This window comes from Pseudomonas sp. ICMP 3272 (assembly GCF_001466905.1).
GTDB lineage: Bacteria > Pseudomonadota > Gammaproteobacteria > Pseudomonadales > Pseudomonadaceae > Aquipseudomonas > Aquipseudomonas amygdali.
In genome coordinates this window covers 1-15,060 of sequence record NZ_LKEK01000068.1, presented here as the reverse complement: position 1 = coordinate 15,060, position 15,060 = coordinate 1, and the positions used below count along the sequence as shown (strand labels likewise).

The following is a 15,060-nucleotide window of genomic DNA, read 5'->3' as shown; positions in this document are numbered from 1 at the left end:
GGGTATCAAGTGTTTAGCGCTTGCCACCCACCGGGGCCAGCAACAATTCGATACGCTGCTTACGGATACCATCCGCTGCGGCTTCAGCAAGCGCGGCATCGGTGATGATGGTGTCGAACTGCTCGAGCCCGGCCACCTTGTACATGCCGAAGGTGCCGTATTTCGAGCTGGTCGCGACCAATACGGTTTGCGAGGCTGACTGCATGGCAGCTTGCTTGACCTCTACTTTCAACGCCGACGGCGTAGTCGTGCCACGTTGCAGGTCCCACGAGCTGGTCGACATGAAGGCCACGTCAGTCGCAAGTTGCCGCAACGTCGCTGCCGCCAGCCCGCCTACGCTGGAGCGGTTCGGGTGATCGAGCAGCCCGCCGGTGTGAATCACATCCACATGCGCAGCATCGGCCAGCGCGTTGACTACGCCGAAATCATTGGTGACCACAGTCATGCCTGACAGCGCGATGATATGCGGGACGATTTCGAGTGTGCTGGTGCCTGCGTCCAGATAGATCGTCATGTCCGGATGCAGCAAACCCGCCGCGAGCCTCGCCATGCCCTGTTTGTGCGGCAGCTCTATAACCGCCTTGGACTGATGGCTGGGCTCGCTGTGCACCTGGCTGGCGATACGCACGCCACCGGTGACTGAATAGGCCCGGCCTTCTTGTTCCAGCTGGGCGATATCGCGGCGGATGGTCATGTGCGAGCAGTCGAACATCTCCATCAACTGATGAACGCTGAGTACCTGATGCTTGCGCAATTGACGCAGCATCAGCTCCCGGCGCTGATCGGGGATCATAGGTGTACCGCCGGAAATGGCGATCTCCTCTTCAGTGGACATTCGTGCTCCTTGATGAGCCGCCAAGACAACAGGCGGTCCGCGCATCTTAGCCAATCGCTCCGGCAATGGAAGCAGCGACGGGCCTTTTTGCACGGACTTGCTCATCTTTGAAGCCGACACACCTCAGCTCATCCAGTTGCCACCATCGACGTTATAGGTCTGGGCGACCACGTATTCACTGTCCGGCGAAGCAAGGAAAATCGCCATGCCGGTCAGGTCGTCCGCCGTGCCCATGCGTCCGTATGGCACCTGCTCGCCGACCAGCTTCTTCTTCTCGCCCAGCGGCCGGTTTTCATAGCGGGCAAACATCGCATCCACGCCATCCCAGTGTTCGCCATCGACCACGCCCGGTGCGATGGCGTTGACGTTGATGCCATGCCTGATGAGGTCCAGCCCGGCCGATTGGGTCAGGCTGATCACCGCGGCCTTGGTCGCGCAGTACACCGCCACCAGCGCCTCGCCACGCCGTCCGGCCTGGCTGGCCATGTTGATGATCTTGCCGCCGTGTCCCTGGGCAATCATTTGCCTGGCTGCAGCCTGCAAAGTGAACAGGGTGCCCGCGACGTTGATCGAAAACAGCCGTTCGTAACTGTCGCGGGTGATATCGACAATTGGTGCCAGATCAAACAGCGCGGCGTTGTTGATCAGGATATCCAGCTTGCCGGTCTGTGTGACCACAGCGGCGATGGCCTGATCGATGGACGTCTGATCCGTCACGTCCATGCTGACCGCGTAGGCGTTGGGCCCCAGCTCGTTCGCCGTGGCTTGTGCGCGTTGCAGATTGATATCGGCAATGGCTACGCGAGCACCTTCCTGGATATACGCCTGGGCAAAAGCCCGTCCTATACCCCGCGCCGATCCGGTGATCAGCGCGCTTTTACCTTCAAGTCGTTTCATGGGTTCATCATCCGTCCAATACAGTTGAGGGCCGCAGCTTTACTTCGGATAACCGGCGCGTTTCATCTCGCGTTCGGTGACGGCCTGTGCAGCGCTGAGCGCCTGTTCAGTGGTGGTCTGGCCGGTCACGGCGGCGGAGAACAGCTTGCCGACCGAGGTGCCGATGGCCTGGAACTCGGGAATGGTCACGTACTGGATGCCGACGTAAGGCACAGGTTTGGCCGAGGGGTGCGCGGGGTCGGCGTGTTGCATCATCTGCAGCGTGACGCTGGCAAACGGCGCAGCCTTGAGATAGGCCTCGCTGTAGGTAGAAGTTCGAGTGCCTGGCGGTACATTACTGATGCCGTCTTTCTCGGCGACCAGCTGGATATACGCTTTGGACGTCGCCCAGGTGATGAACGTCTTGGCCGCGTCCTTGTGCTTTGAGGTGGCCGGTATCGCCAGCGACCAGGCGTAGAGCCACGAAGAGCCCTTGTCGGTCACTTCAACCGGCGCAGGCGCAAAGCCGACGCTGTCGACCACCTTGCTCTGTTCCTTGTCCGTCGTGAAGGAGCCGGCCACGCTGGCGTCGACCCACAAGGCGCATTTGCCGCTGTTGAACAGCGCGAGGGTTTCGTTGAAACCATTGCTCGACACGCCCGGCGGGCCATACTTTTTCAGCGTATCGACGTAGAAATTCGCAGCCTTGCTCCATTCCGGGCTGCTCAGTTCGGGCTTCCATTGCTCATCGAACCAGCGCGCGCCAAACGCGTTGGCCATGGTGCTCAGCAGCGCGATGTTCTCGCCCCAACCGGCCTTGCCCCGCAGGCACATGCCGTAAATACCTTTGTCGGGCTGATGCAGCTTCGCCGCGAACTCACCCAGTTGGGTCCAGGTTGGCTGCTGCGGCATGATCAGACCTGCCTGCTTGAACAGGTCGGTGCGGTAATAGGTGATCGTGCTTTCGCCATAAAAGGGCAGGGCATAGAGCGTGTCCTTGACCGACAAACCCTGCCGCACCGAGGGGAAGATATCTTCCAGCTCATACTCGGGCGCAAGGCCGGTGATCGGCTCCAGCCACTGCTTGGCGCCCCACAGTGGCGTTTCGTAGGTGCCGATGGTCAGCACGTCGAACTGGCCGCCCTGGGTGGCAATGTCGGTGGTCAGGCGCTGGCGCAGGACGTTTTCTTCCAGCACCACCCAATTGATTTTGATATCAGGATGCTGCTGTTCGAAGATTTTCGACAGGCGCTGCATGCGGATCATGTCGCCGTTGTTGACGGTGGCGATGGTCACGGTCTCGGCGGCCTGCGCGGCCATGCTGCTGAGGGCGACAGACACGCCCGCTGACAGGAAAAGCGCTTTGCGGATCTTCATCTCAGGGCACTCCATCCCGCGCCTTGGCTGGCGGGAGTCATTGTTTTTGTTGTTGGCCACGGCTGAATCACCATGGTGGACGGCTTGATTACAGCAGCCTGTTGCGGCCTGAACAAACGCACGGCGAACGATCGGCTGATACTTTTTTAACCGCTTGCCATGCGGCGCTCTGAAAGCAAAAAAGTACCGGTGGCGGATTAATTGTGAGCTAGCACTGGCCGAGCCGTAGGGCGTATGTTTAGGTGTCCATAGAGCATTTATAACGATAAAAGGGGCATCCAGTGCCTGATAGCCGAGCGGCCTTGTTCGAGCAGCGTCCCGCCGAGCTTGAGGTTATTCTCCCGCAACCAGACCACTGCTTTCGCTGGTACGAGCACGACTATCCCTACTCGCTGGCCCGCTGGAACCACCATCCAGAATTTGAAATCCACCTGATCCGCCAGGGCAGTGGCAAGCTGGTGGCCGGTGATTACATCGGTGAGTTCGGTGCCGGTCATGTGGCCCTGATCGGTCCCGATCTGCCCCACGACTGGATCGGCGATCTTGCCCCCGGCGAGCACCTGGCCGGGCGTGACGTGGTGTTGCAGTTCGATGGCGCGGCGTTGCTGGCGCTACGTGGCACGCTGCCGGAACTGGGCGATTTGCAGCGTCTGTTCGAACAGGCACGTCGCGGGTTGGAGTTCACCGGCGAAACGGCCATGCAGGCTGCGCAACTGCTGGAGCAGATCGGCCCGGCACAAGGCCTGGAACGGCTGATTCTGTTTCTACAACTGGTCAATACACTGATGAAGGCACCTGCGCAGGAGGCTCGTCTGCTGGCCAGCGCCTGGTATGCCCCGACCCTGGATGCGCGCAGTTCCGAGCGGATCAACAAGGCGTTCGATTATCTGCTGACTGAATTGACCAGCGATATTCGTCTGTCAGTCATCGCGCAACGGCTGGACATGAGTGATCCGGGCTTTTCGCGCTTTTTCAAACGCACCACCGGGCATTGTTTTATTGATCTGATGCGCAAGCTGCGGGTTCAGCGGGCTTGCCGGTTGCTGCTGCACAGCGAGATGTCGGTGTCGGACATCTGCTTTGAAGTGGGTTACGCCAACCTGTCCAACTTCAACCGGCATTTCCGCGTAGAGATGCAGCAGACGCCCAGTGAGTACCGGCGCGCCGCTGCATCCGGCTGATCAATGCTCTGCCGGCTCTTTCGCCTGCGGCGAGCGGGTGACGGCATGCACCAGCTTGCCGATCGTCAGGCCCTGCAAGAGGATCGACAGCAACACCACGATGTAGGTGATGCTCAGCAGCAGGTCGCGCTCCGGCCCGGTGGGCAAGGCCAGCGCCAGTGCCACCGAGACACCGCCGCGCAAGCCGCCCCAGGTCAGGATGCGGATCGTACCGTGCGGCACCTTACGCCAGCGACGCAGCAGCAGAATAGCCGGGGCCACGGTGACAAAGCGCGACAGCAGAATTGCCGCGGCCAACAGGCTGGCGGCAATCAGGTGCTGCCAAGAGAACGGCAGTAGCAACAGCTCCATGCCGATCAGCGCAAACAGCAGTGCGTTGAGCATGTCATCCAGCAATTCCCAGAAACCGTCCATGTAACGACGGGTCATGTCGTTCATCGCCAGATTACGCCCCAGGTTGCCGATGATCAGCCCGGCCACGACCATCGCGATAGGGCCTGACACATGCAGCTCGGAGGCCATTGCCGAGCCGCCGATCACCAGTGCGAGAGTCAGCATGACTTCGATCTGATACTGCTCGATGCTTTTGATCATCAGGTACACGGCATAGCCAATCAGGCCGCCGAACAGCACACCGCCGACTGCTTCGTGGACGAACAGCAGGGCGGTTTCGCCAACCGTCGGCGTTTCGCCCAACTGGGCGATACCCAGCAGAACGGTGAACACCACCACCGCCGTGCCATCGTTGAACAGGCTTTCACCAACGATGGTGGTTTTCAGCGGTTTGGAGGCATTGGCGGTACGCAACACGCCGAGTACCGCAATCGGGTCGGTGGGCGAGATCAGTGCACCAAACAGCAGGCAGTACAACGGGCTGACGTGCCAGCCGAACAGGGCAAAGATCCAGTAGGCCAGCGCGCCGATCACGGTGGTGGCAATCAGTACACCGAAGGTTGCCAGCAGGCCGATGGGCCAGCGATAGCTTCTCAGGTCGGCAAGGTTGACGTGCAGCGCGCCGGCGAACAGCAGGAAGGACAGCATCCAGTTCATCAGCAGGTCGCCGAAGTCGATCTGACCGATCAACTGCTGGACGCGATCTTCCAGACCGGGATAGCCCAGAAAACTCAGCCCTTGCAGCAGCAAAGAGAACATCAGCGCGGTGACCATCACACCGATGGTGGGCGGCAGACCGATAAAGCGATAGTTCACATAGGTCAGCAGCGCAGTGAGGCAGATAAAACCAGCAGCAAGTTCAAGCATCCGTCATTCCAGAATCCGTAAGTGCAGTGTCTCGATCACCGTAACCGAGCCTGTGTTTGATGGACCGGATCCATGTCCAGACACATCGCGACACGACACAGTGGGGTTTGCGTTGACCACGCAGATACGGTGATGTTGCAAAAAAGGCAGGAATCAGTGAATGAGGCAGCGCTTGAAAGCGCAAGAAGCGGGGCATTGCAGACACAAAAAAGTCAGCCCGGATAACGGTCCGGGCTGACGGGGGATGTAACGGTGGGTGGCCTCCCTGGCAGGTTCAGAATCACTGGCTGTTTCTGCACCCGCTCAGGACCTGGTACTGCACGGTGTTCAGCTTGCCTTTGGAGTCCTCGTAGGTCATCAGTTTCGGCATCACGCTACAGGTTTGCAGATCCGGGGATTTGCGAATGACCTTGGCAACGTCGAGCTTCATTCCGTATTTGTACTCCTTGATCTCCGGCATCGGCTTGTTATGGATAGCCGCGTATTTCTGCACGCTGGCCTGGTGTTCCTTGATCACCGTAGTGGCTTTGACTTCATCAGTGGTGTAAGCGTAAGCACTCAGTGGCGAAAGAATGACCAGAGCAAGTAACAACGATTTGGCGGTGCGCATTTTCTTTTGTCTCCGTTTGAATGTGGTTCAACCTTACCAAGTGCGCACTAACCGGAAAGTGGCTGAAACATTACAAATCGGTAATCTCGCAGATGTCAGCTTTCTAACAGTATTGTCATTCTCTGCTCACCTTCCTGTTAGCTACCCGGACGTAAGCTTGTTTCATCCCTGACGAGCACTGCGCTTTTAAGGAACTCCTTACACACCGAAAGAGGTAATGATGATGAAACTGATCAAGTCGATGGTTTTCGCCGTAGCTGCCTTGTCCGCCACTGCAGCCTTCGCCGACGACGGCAACGAGTACGCAAGCACAGCGGCTGACAAGATGCGTCTTGCACAGGAACTGCGCTTCAAGGAACAGAACAGCAGCAACAAAGCCGAGCGCTACGTCAACACAGACGACAACGCCAAGGCCGAGCGGTCGACCAAGTCCGAAGGCTGATGCCTTTGATGCCCGACCCGCTGCACCCCCATTCGCCCTTGGTAGCTCCCTGCTCCTTTGGTCGGGGCGAATCTTTAAGCGTCCTTCGGGGCGCTTTTTTTATTCCCGTATCTACACAAATCGTTATCACGCCCGTGCTCCAGCGCCCGTGGGAGCGAGCTTGCTCGCGAAAAGGCCGGTACAGCCGCCAGAAGGAGTGCACTTGAACCAGGGAATGCCGTTCTGGACGCTCTTCGTCCTATCTTGAATGTCTGATTACACCGGTCAAAGCGTATTTTATTTTATTGAGCAACGGCGTGCTGTAATGCACTTCCTTTCATATTTGTAATCTTCCCGTCACCTCGGCGTTATCTTCGCCACTTCAAGATTGTGCCCCACTGGCAGCGCTCGGGTTAATAAAAACAGCCAGATCGACATGTTTATAACAATCTGCCGATTAGACGGAGCGCACATGACTCAACTTAAAACTCTATCACTGGCCCTGTGTTCGACCCTCGCCGGTGTCGCACCGGCTGCCGTATTCGCTGAAGAGCAGAAAGAAGGCTTCATCGAAAGCAGCACGCTGACCATACTCAACCGCAACTTCTACATGAACCGCGACCACCGCAACGGCGAATCCAGCCCTACCGGCAATGGTTACTCCGAAGCGTGGGCGCAAGGCATCATCGGGCGATTCCAGTCAGGTTTTACTCAAGGCACCTTCGGCGTCGGGGTCGATGCATTTGCCGTGATCGGCATCAAGCTCGACACCGGTGACGGCCGCAACGGCGGCCGCAGCGCATTCGACGTGCTGCCGGTCGATGGGGAAGGCCGCGCCCGTGACGAATACACCAAGGTCGGGGGCTCGCTGAAGGCCAGAGCCTTCGACACCGTCGTCAACGTGGGCGATGTGTTTCCGTCCACCCCGGTGGTTGCCTTCGGCGACTCCCGTCTGCTGCCGGAAAGCTTTCGCGGCGTTACCGCCGTCAACAACAGCATCAGCGGCCTGACCCTGCAAGGCGGTCGCCTGCACGCCATGAGCCAGCCCGTTTCCAGCAACATGCGCGACGGTTTCGTCACCTTCTACGGCGGTGCCGTGGACTCTCCATGGGTTGCCTACTTCGGCGGTGACTATCAGGCCACCGACAGGCTGAGCCTTGGCCTCTACACCAGCCGACTCAAAGACGCCTGGGATCAGAAATACGCTTCAGCGTCCTACGTGCTGCCGCTCTCTGATGACCTGTCGCTGACCAGCAGCCTGAACTATTACAACGCCACCGACGAAGGCAAAAAACTGCTCGGCGAATTCGACAACGACATCTGGAGTGCAAAAGTCGCCCTGCAATACAGAGCACACACCCTGTCGCTCTCGCACCAGCGCAACGAGGGCGATGATGACTTCGACTACCTCCGGCAGTCCGACTCCATCTACCTGGCCAACTCCATCCAGTACAGCGACTTCAACTCACCCAAAGAACGCTCGTGGATGGTCACCTACAACCTCGACATGTCCACCTTCGGCGTGCCCGGCCTGTCATTCATGACCCGCTACGGCAAAGGCACCGACGCCGACTACTCCAACGCCAACAGCACCTACATGCGCCGCGACGCACAAGGCAACCCGCTGACCGACCAGAAACGCTGGGAGCGCGATATCGAAGCGAAATACATTGTGCAGACCGGATCACTGAAAGACCTGTCGCTGCGCGTGCGCCAGGCAACGACTCGTGCCACGGCGTTCGAATCGGATCTGGATGAGGTGAGGGTGATTGTGGAGTATCCGTTGAGTGTGCTTTGAGGGGGATGATTGAGTGAAGCGTCCTTTGGGGCGCTTTTTTTGATGAGGCGTGAATATTTTCACAGTCCCGATCTTATACGCTATATAGGAAGGGCATGCGCTGCGGAATTATGTCGCCCATCCTTGGCTAATGTTTTTGCAAATGATGAAGCCCGCATTTGAAAAGTTTGATGTTTTGGTTGTTGTGCGTATCCTAATGTTTAAGTTTCGTTATAAGTTTTAGTTGTTGAGGCCGGTGTCTATCTTAATGACATGCAGCCGTCAATTTCAAAGCTTTCAGAGTTTATTATAAAAATTACGAGATGATTTTCTACTTTCAAGGGGACCCAGCTTCGCAACGCCTCATCCTTTGAACCTTCAAGCGATGCTGCACATAGGTCTGCGCCATTAAGCTGGCGCCCTTGGGCTGCCAGGTTGTTGGCTCTGAATTCTATAATTAATTTTAGCGTGTTTTTGTTTTGATCATCATAGACAGATACTTCTGGAGCTAGCAGAAAGGAAATATCAGATATCTTTGATTTGCTGATTAATTCGCGTGTGATGGGATCGCATAGATTCGGAGAAACGTACGATTTGAAGTCGACTTTTTCTATGATGTCTTTAGCGTTCATTTGGATTGAATGCCTTAATTTCACGATTGATTTGCTCTAAGTAGTAATCTACTTGCTCTCTAATCCTAGCCGCAAAAAGCTCCTGCGGCCAATTTTTTCAAAGCTTGGGTGCACATTTACATGCGTTAGAAAACATACCGAATGGGCTACTCTTATCTAACCAATATTTCCATATACTGCCCCTGAAAACTCAGGTTCTGCTCGACCTCGTTCACCAGTATATTTCCTTACCTGCCTCAGGCAGTATCGCATTGATAAGTTAGTGGTCAGCATTTCTCTTGTAGGTGATTACAGGTAACAGAGTTATTCAAGCTGGAAAAATTAAATGTGATGGTTGATATATTTTTGTAGTTGTTTTTGAGCAAAGTCCATTTGCTCAACTAGAGGGTTTTCATAATCGCTGTAGATTTCTAGGTATTCTCTTGGTGAGCTTTTAATTAGGTTCTCTGTTAAGCAATCTTTTAATAGATCTCTTAGAGTGTTCTCATAGCTTCTTATTATTGCGTGCAGGTAAGATTCTCCGCGCATCAGTTCGACATTTCTCAAGTCGACCAATATGCTTTTTATTAATGGCTCTAGCTCGTTCTTACTCATTTCTTCCCTCCTAGGGAGTTCTAATTGTTTTAATACCCACGATCCAAGATTCTGGCCAGTTTTGTGGCATCAGAATTTGATCAGCCCCACCTTTAAATATCGTGCCTGACTTAGTTACTTGGGGCGCTACTGAGCCGATATTTAAAATTGTGCCTTTAGGTATCAGTATTTTTGCCTCGAACTGTCGCGTATTTTTCCATTCTGGTAATAACGCAGCGTCCAGCTTTGCCTGTATTCGGCTTGATGCCGGAGATGTGGAAACAAAGCCTCCGCTTGCTTTTGCATTTCCACCAAATACACGGTACACATAGATATCTTGTGTAGTGACTACAGTCTTATATTTACCATTTGTAAACGATTCTGCAACCCAGCTAGGCAAATTTGCCTTTTCGGCTGAAGAGTATTTTCCTTTGAGACTTTCACAGCTCAAACCAAAGGGATCGACCCAGCTGGTAGAGCTTGGGGCATAGCTATAAAGATTCAGACCCCCACTCAACCCAATCGGATCCTGCGTAATAAACCGCCCAGTCTCCGGATCGTAATACCGAAACGTGTTGTAGTGAAGCCCCGTCTCGACATCGAAATACTGACCCTGAAACCTGAGGTTCTGCTCGACCTCGTTCACCACCAGCTTCTCAATCGCCCCCCACGGCCGGTATTTGGCCTGCCAGACGATCTGCCCTTCGGCGTCGGTCATCTCCAGCGGTGTACCAATCTGGTCTGTGTGGAAGTAGTAAACCTTGTTCTCTAACTCGCCCTTTTTCTCATCAACACGAGCCAAAGGCGCGTAGCTGCCGGGCTCGTACAGATGCAAGCTGCTGTGCTCGGGACCCTCTTCACGCAGCATCCTCAGACCCTGCCAAAGAAAGCGCTTCTCGTCGCTCTGGCCTTTGATCTCCGACTGTTTAGCGACCCGCCTACCCAGACTGTCGTATTGATAGCTGCTGGTGCTTTCCACCTGACTGTTGGCCATGGTCTCGGTTTTGACCAGGCGGTTTTCGCTGTCGTAGGTGAAGGTTTGCCAGCGGACGATGCCGACGATTTTCTCGACCAGGTTGCCCCATGCGTCGTACTTGTATTCGTGGTTGCTCCATTGTTTGAGGCGGTTGTCTTTGACGCGGTCGAAGCGGTTGGTGTTGAAGTTCAGGCGGTTGCCAGCGGCGTCGTAGCGGAATTCTTCGCCTTCGAAGCGTTTTTCGGGGTTGTGTCCAAGCAGGCGGCCGTTGGCTTCGTATTCGTAGGTGACCTCGCCGCGCAGTTTGTCGAGGGTGCGGCTCAGTTCGCCAGCCGGGTCGTACTCGTAGCGGCGGTGGATCGGGTTGTAGGCGTGTTCGACGTAGCGCTCTGGTTTTATGAGCGGGTTCTGGATCTGTGAGAGTTTTTCAGCGGGCAGTGTGGTTGCGAGCAGTGTGGTTGCGTACTGCCAGGTCTTGCGGCCAAGGGCGTCGTAGCCGAAGCAACTGGTGAGTTTTCCCTGCGTGCGGTAGATCTCGCGGTGCAGGTCGTCGCGCTCCATGTCGCTGATCAGTTGGCCATCGAGATTCAGTTGATGCAGGTGACCGCTGCCGTAATACAGATGGTTCAGGTGCTGGCCGGTAGGAAGGGTCAGCGTGGTCAGGTTGCTGAGTGGATCGTAGTCGTAGGCCAGCGTGCCCTGGAGCGACGATTCCTGTGTCAGGCGGCCCAGAATGTCGTAGGCGAATTCCAGTTTTTCGGCCGTGACACCGAGTTTTCTGCCACCGTCGGTGGGTGTGCGCTGAATGGACAGCAGGCGATCGCTGTCGTCGTAGGTGAAATCCTGACGGGCGTCGTCGTTGAGTCTGGCCAGCAGGCGCCCAATCGGGTCGCGCTCGAAATACGTGCTGCGCTGCGGCCGTTCGCCTTTTTCGCTGTAGCCGGTTTCTTCGACCTGAGTCAGATGCCCGCCAAGGTTGTAGCTGAAACGGCGGGTCAACTGGTCGATGCGTTTTTCTTCGATCAGCCGGTCGGAGTCGTCGTAGGCGAAGGTATAGGTGGCGTCGTTTTCATTGATTAGCGCGGCAAGGCGCAGGGCCTTGTCGTACTGGTAGCCTACGATAAAACCCTTGGGGTCCTGGCGTCTGGTCGGCAGACCACGTGCGTTGGTTGCCAGATGGGGGGCTGGTCCTTGCCGTAAGTTTTGGCTTTTAAAGAACTGGTTTTTAATATCCCGGATCGATATCTACACTTTCAATATCTACAACTAGCAGAGGTTCAATCAATGGTGCTTCATCGACTCGGTGGACTGTAACTATCGCTAGCGCTGGTCCGAACTCACCATCTATTGGATCAAATGCCCTGAGATGCACATTTACTTCAACAGATTCGCCGTCGCCCAAAAGGTCTATTTTTGGCCAGTTTTGCTCTCGGCATAATGGCCAGTTTAGCAGTTGCTCTCCCGGCACAACGCTTAGTTTTTTAATGTCATTGTGGATTTTGTACTGCCCGCGAAACTGAGGTTTTTTAACGCTTGGGATTAAATTCACGTCCGAACTTTCGGAGAGGCCGTATATATAGTACTGCCAAGGCGTCATGCCCCAAACTAAGATAAGAACTCCTGCCTCGAATAATTCATTGGCAATTTCGGTTTCGCAAAATTCTTTTTGTAAGTCAATAATCTCAGTGTTGGACGCTTCTGTTATGATTGCATCCATTTTGTCTATGTCGGCCAAGAAAAATCCCAAGCGACCAGCGCCATCATAAACTGGTCCTGCATGAAGTGTAGGTAAGGCCTTAGGGGTAAGCTGTTTTTCAATGACTGCCATTACATTTAATATCTGACTGTATTGTAATAGCGGTTTGATATGATCTGGTACTTCACCGAGTGTCTTTAGAGGTTTGTCCAGAAAGATCGTTAGCTCTAAGGTGTAGTTTCCAGCCGGCATGGCTTCTAAATCTAGGGTTATGCGCTTACCATCCAAATCGATAGATGCGCCTAGAGAGTCAGTGCTTGCAGTGAAGGTGATTTTTTTCTTTGAAAGTAGTGTTGACTCAAAAGTCTCGCCGTACTTAATTTTATCTCGACCTCGAGCCCAACCAAAAATTACTTTGCGTTGCACTGTTGAGAATTCTGAGAAATCGAACTCACATAGTCTAATACGCTTCCCTCCAAGATCGAGCTCGCCACTCGCTATAACTCTAGAATCATTCAGGGTTATATATTTTACGTGTTTGTTTGTCATTAGCTGCATCCTCCCATACTGAAACCTTTACTACGAGCCCATTTTTTTGTTGCTTCCCAAGCTTGAGCTGGAGATACGTTTTTTGCAATAATTTTTCCAGGTTTACCACCTTCGACTATTCTTAAATCGCCTCGCTGGCTCGCGAGCTCCGGATTATTGTAGTGCGCTTCTAAAGACTTAAGCCAGTCATCATTAGATAAGCCTTTATTTCGGATGGTTTCTGCATCTAGTAGCGGTCTAGTATTGGCTCCGATTTTATTGTAGCCATGCATGGAGCTGTGTTCGAGGTCGTTCCACTGGCCAGGTTCTAGCCAATACATTGATGGCACATTGTTGATCGAGTTGAAAGGAGCAATTCCAAGTTTGGTTGCAGCAGTATGTGGAACCATATGGTGACCACGAGATATTGGATTATACAGGGGCATCCATCCGATTGGATCAACCCATCCGTTAGGATTAGGCGCATACAAATAAAGATTATCCCCACCACTCAACCCAATCGGCTCCTGCGTAATAAACCGCCCAATCTCCGGATCGTAATACCGAAACGTGTTGTAGTGAAGCCCCGTCTCCACATCGAAATACTGCCCCTGAAACCTCAGGTTCTGCTCGACCTCGTTCACCACCAGCTTTTCAATCGCTCCCCACGGCCGGTATTTCGCCTGCCAGACGATCTGCCCTTCGGCGTCGGTCATCTCCAGCGGTGTACCAATCTGGTCGGTGTGGAAGTAGTAAACCCTGTTCCCGGTTTCGCCCTCGCGTTGATCAACACGGGCGAGCGGGGCATAGCTGCCAGGCTCATAGAGATACAAGCTGCTGTGCTCGGGACCCTCTTCACGCAGCATCCTCAGACCCTGCCAAAGAAAGCGCTTCTCGTCGCTCTGCCCCTTGATCTCCCACTGTTTAGCGACGCGCCTGCCCAGGCTGTCGTACTGGTAGCTGCTGGTGCTTTCCACCTGGCTGTTGGCCATGGTCTCGGTTTTGACCAGGCGGTTTTCGCTGTCGTAGGTGAAGGTTTGCCAGCGCACGATGCCGACGATTTTCTCGACCAGATTGCCCCACGCGTCGTATTTGTATTCGTGGTTGCTCCATTGTTTGAGGCGGTTGTCTTTGACGCGGTCGAAGCGGCTGGTGTTGAAGTTCAGGCGGTTGCCGGCGGCGTCGTAGCGACAGGCTTCGCAGTTGTTAGCTTGTAAAGTGTAAGGTCGGTTTTTAATTGGCTGTGCTGTCAAGGCTTTTAGATGCGCGCAATAGAGTGTAGAGGTGTTGTGCTTCTCTATAATATTTTAAAGATCGGTTCTTTAATTTCTTTTATTAATATGTAATATTAAGGCTTGTATTTCTCATATTTGACGGTTTAGGTAGATAGTCTGGCTAGAAAATCAGAGAAACTATCTGAAACTATGTGGTACTCTTCTGTATCCATAATCCATAAACCAATTTCGCCTTGATCGTGGCCGAACGTTGATAAAAGAAAATAGTTGCCACCTTCATCAAAAGCAAAGGGCACTTTTCCTTTTAAAGCAGGGAAGTCTTCCACGAGCTCTTTATAAGCTTGCTCTATAGGTACCTGTCCATATTTGATTGGCACAAATCCGGACAGCAGTAATGAGTTACTTTCTTCGCTGTCGTCAATATTGCCGCCATTAGTATTTAGGTAAATATCTTTAAATTCAGACGGAAGCTCTCCGCCAATCTCCTTCTCAAGATGTTCAATGTCCGTGTTTGATATTTGTGGTGCGGAGTCTATCAATGGGATTAACATGATGTTTTTCCGATGCTTTTACTTGCCGGATGAATATAGGGTTTTCCAGTAGCAACTTTATACTGGTTTACCCCACCTTTGTGAGAAATGCCACGGTGGGCATTTTGCTCAACAAGTTGCATGGTTCCCCTGTTAGTCCTCGGGTCGTAATCATCCAGGTGATGCCACACATGACCACTAGGCGTTTTCTTTTGATTTAAACCTGCCTCTCGATTAGCCGTTTCAAAGTCGAGATCGTAATCCCCGGTGTACTGAATTTCAACAATTGGATTAATATTGGGTTTCTTCGAGTATAGAGCATTGCTTTCGGAGTAGTTTAGTCCTCCTCCGCTTGTAGTTCGTACTCCGAAATACCCCCTGGATTCCAGCTTGGCTATAGGGTCAACGGCGAGCCCAAGCGGGTCTGCCCAAACGGTTGGATTAGGCGCATACAGATAAAGATTATCCCCACCACTCAACCCAATCGGATCCTGCGTAATAAACCGCCCAATCTCCGGATCGTAATACCGAAACGTGTTGTAGTGAAGCCCCG

At 53.9% G+C, this 15,060-nt stretch carries 14 protein-coding genes and 1 pseudogene; 3 read left to right on the top strand and 12 right to left on the bottom strand.

Annotated features, from left to right (window positions below; all coding sequences use genetic code 11):
- Window positions 1–13 precede the first annotated feature (13 nt).
- The 3 genes from AO068_RS19455 to AO068_RS19445 form a co-directional block, all read right to left on the bottom strand.
- The gene (locus tag AO068_RS19455; RefSeq protein WP_002555713.1) at window positions 14–835 is read right to left on the bottom strand and encodes a DeoR/GlpR family DNA-binding transcription regulator; all 822 of its coding nucleotides are present in this window, start codon (window positions 833–835) and stop codon (window positions 14–16) included.
- Between the two features lie 123 nt (window positions 836–958).
- Entirely contained in the window at window positions 959–1,732 is a 774-nt protein-coding gene (locus tag AO068_RS19450) for an L-iditol 2-dehydrogenase (protein ID WP_058409202.1), read from the bottom strand.
- Window positions 1,733–1,771: 39 nt separating this feature from the next.
- A complete protein-coding gene (locus AO068_RS19445) occupies window positions 1,772–3,088 on the bottom strand; it encodes an ABC transporter substrate-binding protein (protein WP_058409201.1) in 1,317 nt (438 codons plus the stop codon).
- 281 nt (window positions 3,089–3,369) lie between these two features.
- Between AO068_RS19445 and AO068_RS19440 the strand changes: the two genes are divergently transcribed.
- Window positions 3,370–4,269 (top strand): AraC family transcriptional regulator, encoded by a 900-nt coding sequence (locus tag AO068_RS19440; RefSeq protein ID WP_058409200.1) that lies wholly within the window; start codon window positions 3,370–3,372, stop codon window positions 4,267–4,269.
- On the opposite strand, the gene AO068_RS19435 is transcribed toward AO068_RS19440, so the two are convergent.
- A complete protein-coding gene (locus tag AO068_RS19435) occupies window positions 4,270–5,529 on the bottom strand; it encodes a cation:proton antiporter (protein WP_004654928.1) in 1,260 nt (419 codons plus the stop codon). It lies immediately after the preceding gene.
- Window positions 5,530–5,809: 280 nt separating this feature from the next.
- Window positions 5,810–6,139, bottom strand: a complete 330-nt coding sequence (locus tag AO068_RS19430; RefSeq protein WP_004663292.1) for a DUF2790 domain-containing protein — start codon at window positions 6,137–6,139, stop codon at window positions 5,810–5,812.
- A 217-nt stretch (window positions 6,140–6,356) separates the two neighbouring features.
- Here AO068_RS19430 and AO068_RS28830 point away from each other — a divergent pair, with 217 nt between their 5' ends.
- Both AO068_RS28830 and AO068_RS19420 read left to right on the top strand, forming a co-directional pair.
- The gene (locus tag AO068_RS28830; RefSeq protein WP_004663296.1) at window positions 6,357–6,581 is read left to right on the top strand and encodes a hypothetical protein; all 225 of its coding nucleotides are present in this window, start codon (window positions 6,357–6,359) and stop codon (window positions 6,579–6,581) included.
- 451 nt (window positions 6,582–7,032) lie between these two features.
- Window positions 7,033–8,358: an OprD family porin gene (locus AO068_RS19420; RefSeq protein WP_058409199.1), complete on the top strand. Its 1,326-nt coding sequence runs from the start codon at window positions 7,033–7,035 to the stop codon at window positions 8,356–8,358.
- Window positions 8,359–8,597: 239 nt separating this feature from the next.
- Here the strand turns inward: AO068_RS19420 and AO068_RS19415 are convergent, their stop codons facing one another.
- The 7 genes and pseudogenes from AO068_RS19415 to AO068_RS19385 form a co-directional block, all read right to left on the bottom strand.
- A complete protein-coding gene (locus AO068_RS19415) occupies window positions 8,598–8,969 on the bottom strand; it encodes a hypothetical protein (protein WP_058409198.1) in 372 nt (123 codons plus the stop codon).
- Between the two features lie 321 nt (window positions 8,970–9,290).
- A complete protein-coding gene (locus AO068_RS19410) occupies window positions 9,291–9,563 on the bottom strand; it encodes a hypothetical protein (RefSeq protein ID WP_058409197.1) in 273 nt (90 codons plus the stop codon).
- A gap of 10 nt (window positions 9,564–9,573) precedes the next feature.
- Window positions 9,574–11,517, bottom strand: coding sequence for an RHS repeat-associated core domain-containing protein (locus tag AO068_RS19405; RefSeq protein ID WP_442963733.1), 1,944 nt, complete (start codon window positions 11,515–11,517; stop codon window positions 9,574–9,576).
- Between the two features lie 226 nt (window positions 11,518–11,743).
- A complete protein-coding gene (locus AO068_RS19400; RefSeq protein ID WP_235592568.1) occupies window positions 11,744–12,763 on the bottom strand; it encodes a hypothetical protein in 1,020 nt (339 codons plus the stop codon).
- Window positions 12,763–13,941 (bottom strand): annotated as a pseudogene (locus tag AO068_RS29780) (RHS repeat domain-containing protein); the annotation flags it as partial. The gene AO068_RS19400 and the pseudogene AO068_RS29780, both read right to left, overlap by 1 nt.
- 179 nt (window positions 13,942–14,120) lie before the next feature.
- The gene (locus AO068_RS19390; RefSeq protein ID WP_063611885.1) at window positions 14,121–14,528 is read right to left on the bottom strand and encodes an SMI1/KNR4 family protein; all 408 of its coding nucleotides are present in this window, start codon (window positions 14,526–14,528) and stop codon (window positions 14,121–14,123) included.
- The coding region (locus AO068_RS19385) for an RHS repeat-associated core domain-containing protein (RefSeq protein WP_177342387.1) at window positions 14,522–15,060 on the bottom strand (539 nt) is incomplete at its 5' end. The genes AO068_RS19390 and AO068_RS19385, both read right to left, overlap by 7 nt.

Excerpts from the sequence above, each read along its gene's own strand:
- AO068_RS19420 (WP_058409199.1), top strand. The coding sequence starts at position 7,033 with ATGACTCAACTTAAAACTCTATCACTGGCCCTGTGTTCGACCCTCGCC.
- AO068_RS28830 (WP_004663296.1), top strand. The coding sequence starts at position 6,357 with ATGATGATGAAACTGATCAAGTCGATGGTTTTCGCCGTAGCTGCCTTG.
- AO068_RS19390 (WP_063611885.1), bottom strand. The coding sequence starts at position 14,528 with ATGTTAATCCCATTGATAGACTCCGCACCACAAATATCAAACACGGAC.
- AO068_RS19435 (WP_004654928.1), bottom strand. The coding sequence starts at position 5,529 with ATGCTTGAACTTGCTGCTGGTTTTATCTGCCTCACTGCGCTGCTGACC.
- AO068_RS19400 (WP_235592568.1), bottom strand. The coding sequence starts at position 12,763 with ATGACAAACAAACACGTAAAATATATAACCCTGAATGATTCTAGAGTT.
- AO068_RS19450 (WP_058409202.1), bottom strand. The coding sequence starts at position 1,732 with ATGAAACGACTTGAAGGTAAAAGCGCGCTGATCACCGGATCGGCGCGG.
- AO068_RS19445 (WP_058409201.1), bottom strand. The coding sequence starts at position 3,088 with ATGAAGATCCGCAAAGCGCTTTTCCTGTCAGCGGGCGTGTCTGTCGCC.
- AO068_RS19410 (WP_058409197.1), bottom strand. The coding sequence starts at position 9,563 with ATGAGTAAGAACGAGCTAGAGCCATTAATAAAAAGCATATTGGTCGAC.
- AO068_RS19415 (WP_058409198.1), bottom strand. The coding sequence starts at position 8,969 with ATGAACGCTAAAGACATCATAGAAAAAGTCGACTTCAAATCGTACGTT.
- AO068_RS19455 (WP_002555713.1), bottom strand. The coding sequence starts at position 835 with ATGTCCACTGAAGAGGAGATCGCCATTTCCGGCGGTACACCTATGATC.
- AO068_RS19430 (WP_004663292.1), bottom strand. The coding sequence starts at position 6,139 with ATGCGCACCGCCAAATCGTTGTTACTTGCTCTGGTCATTCTTTCGCCA.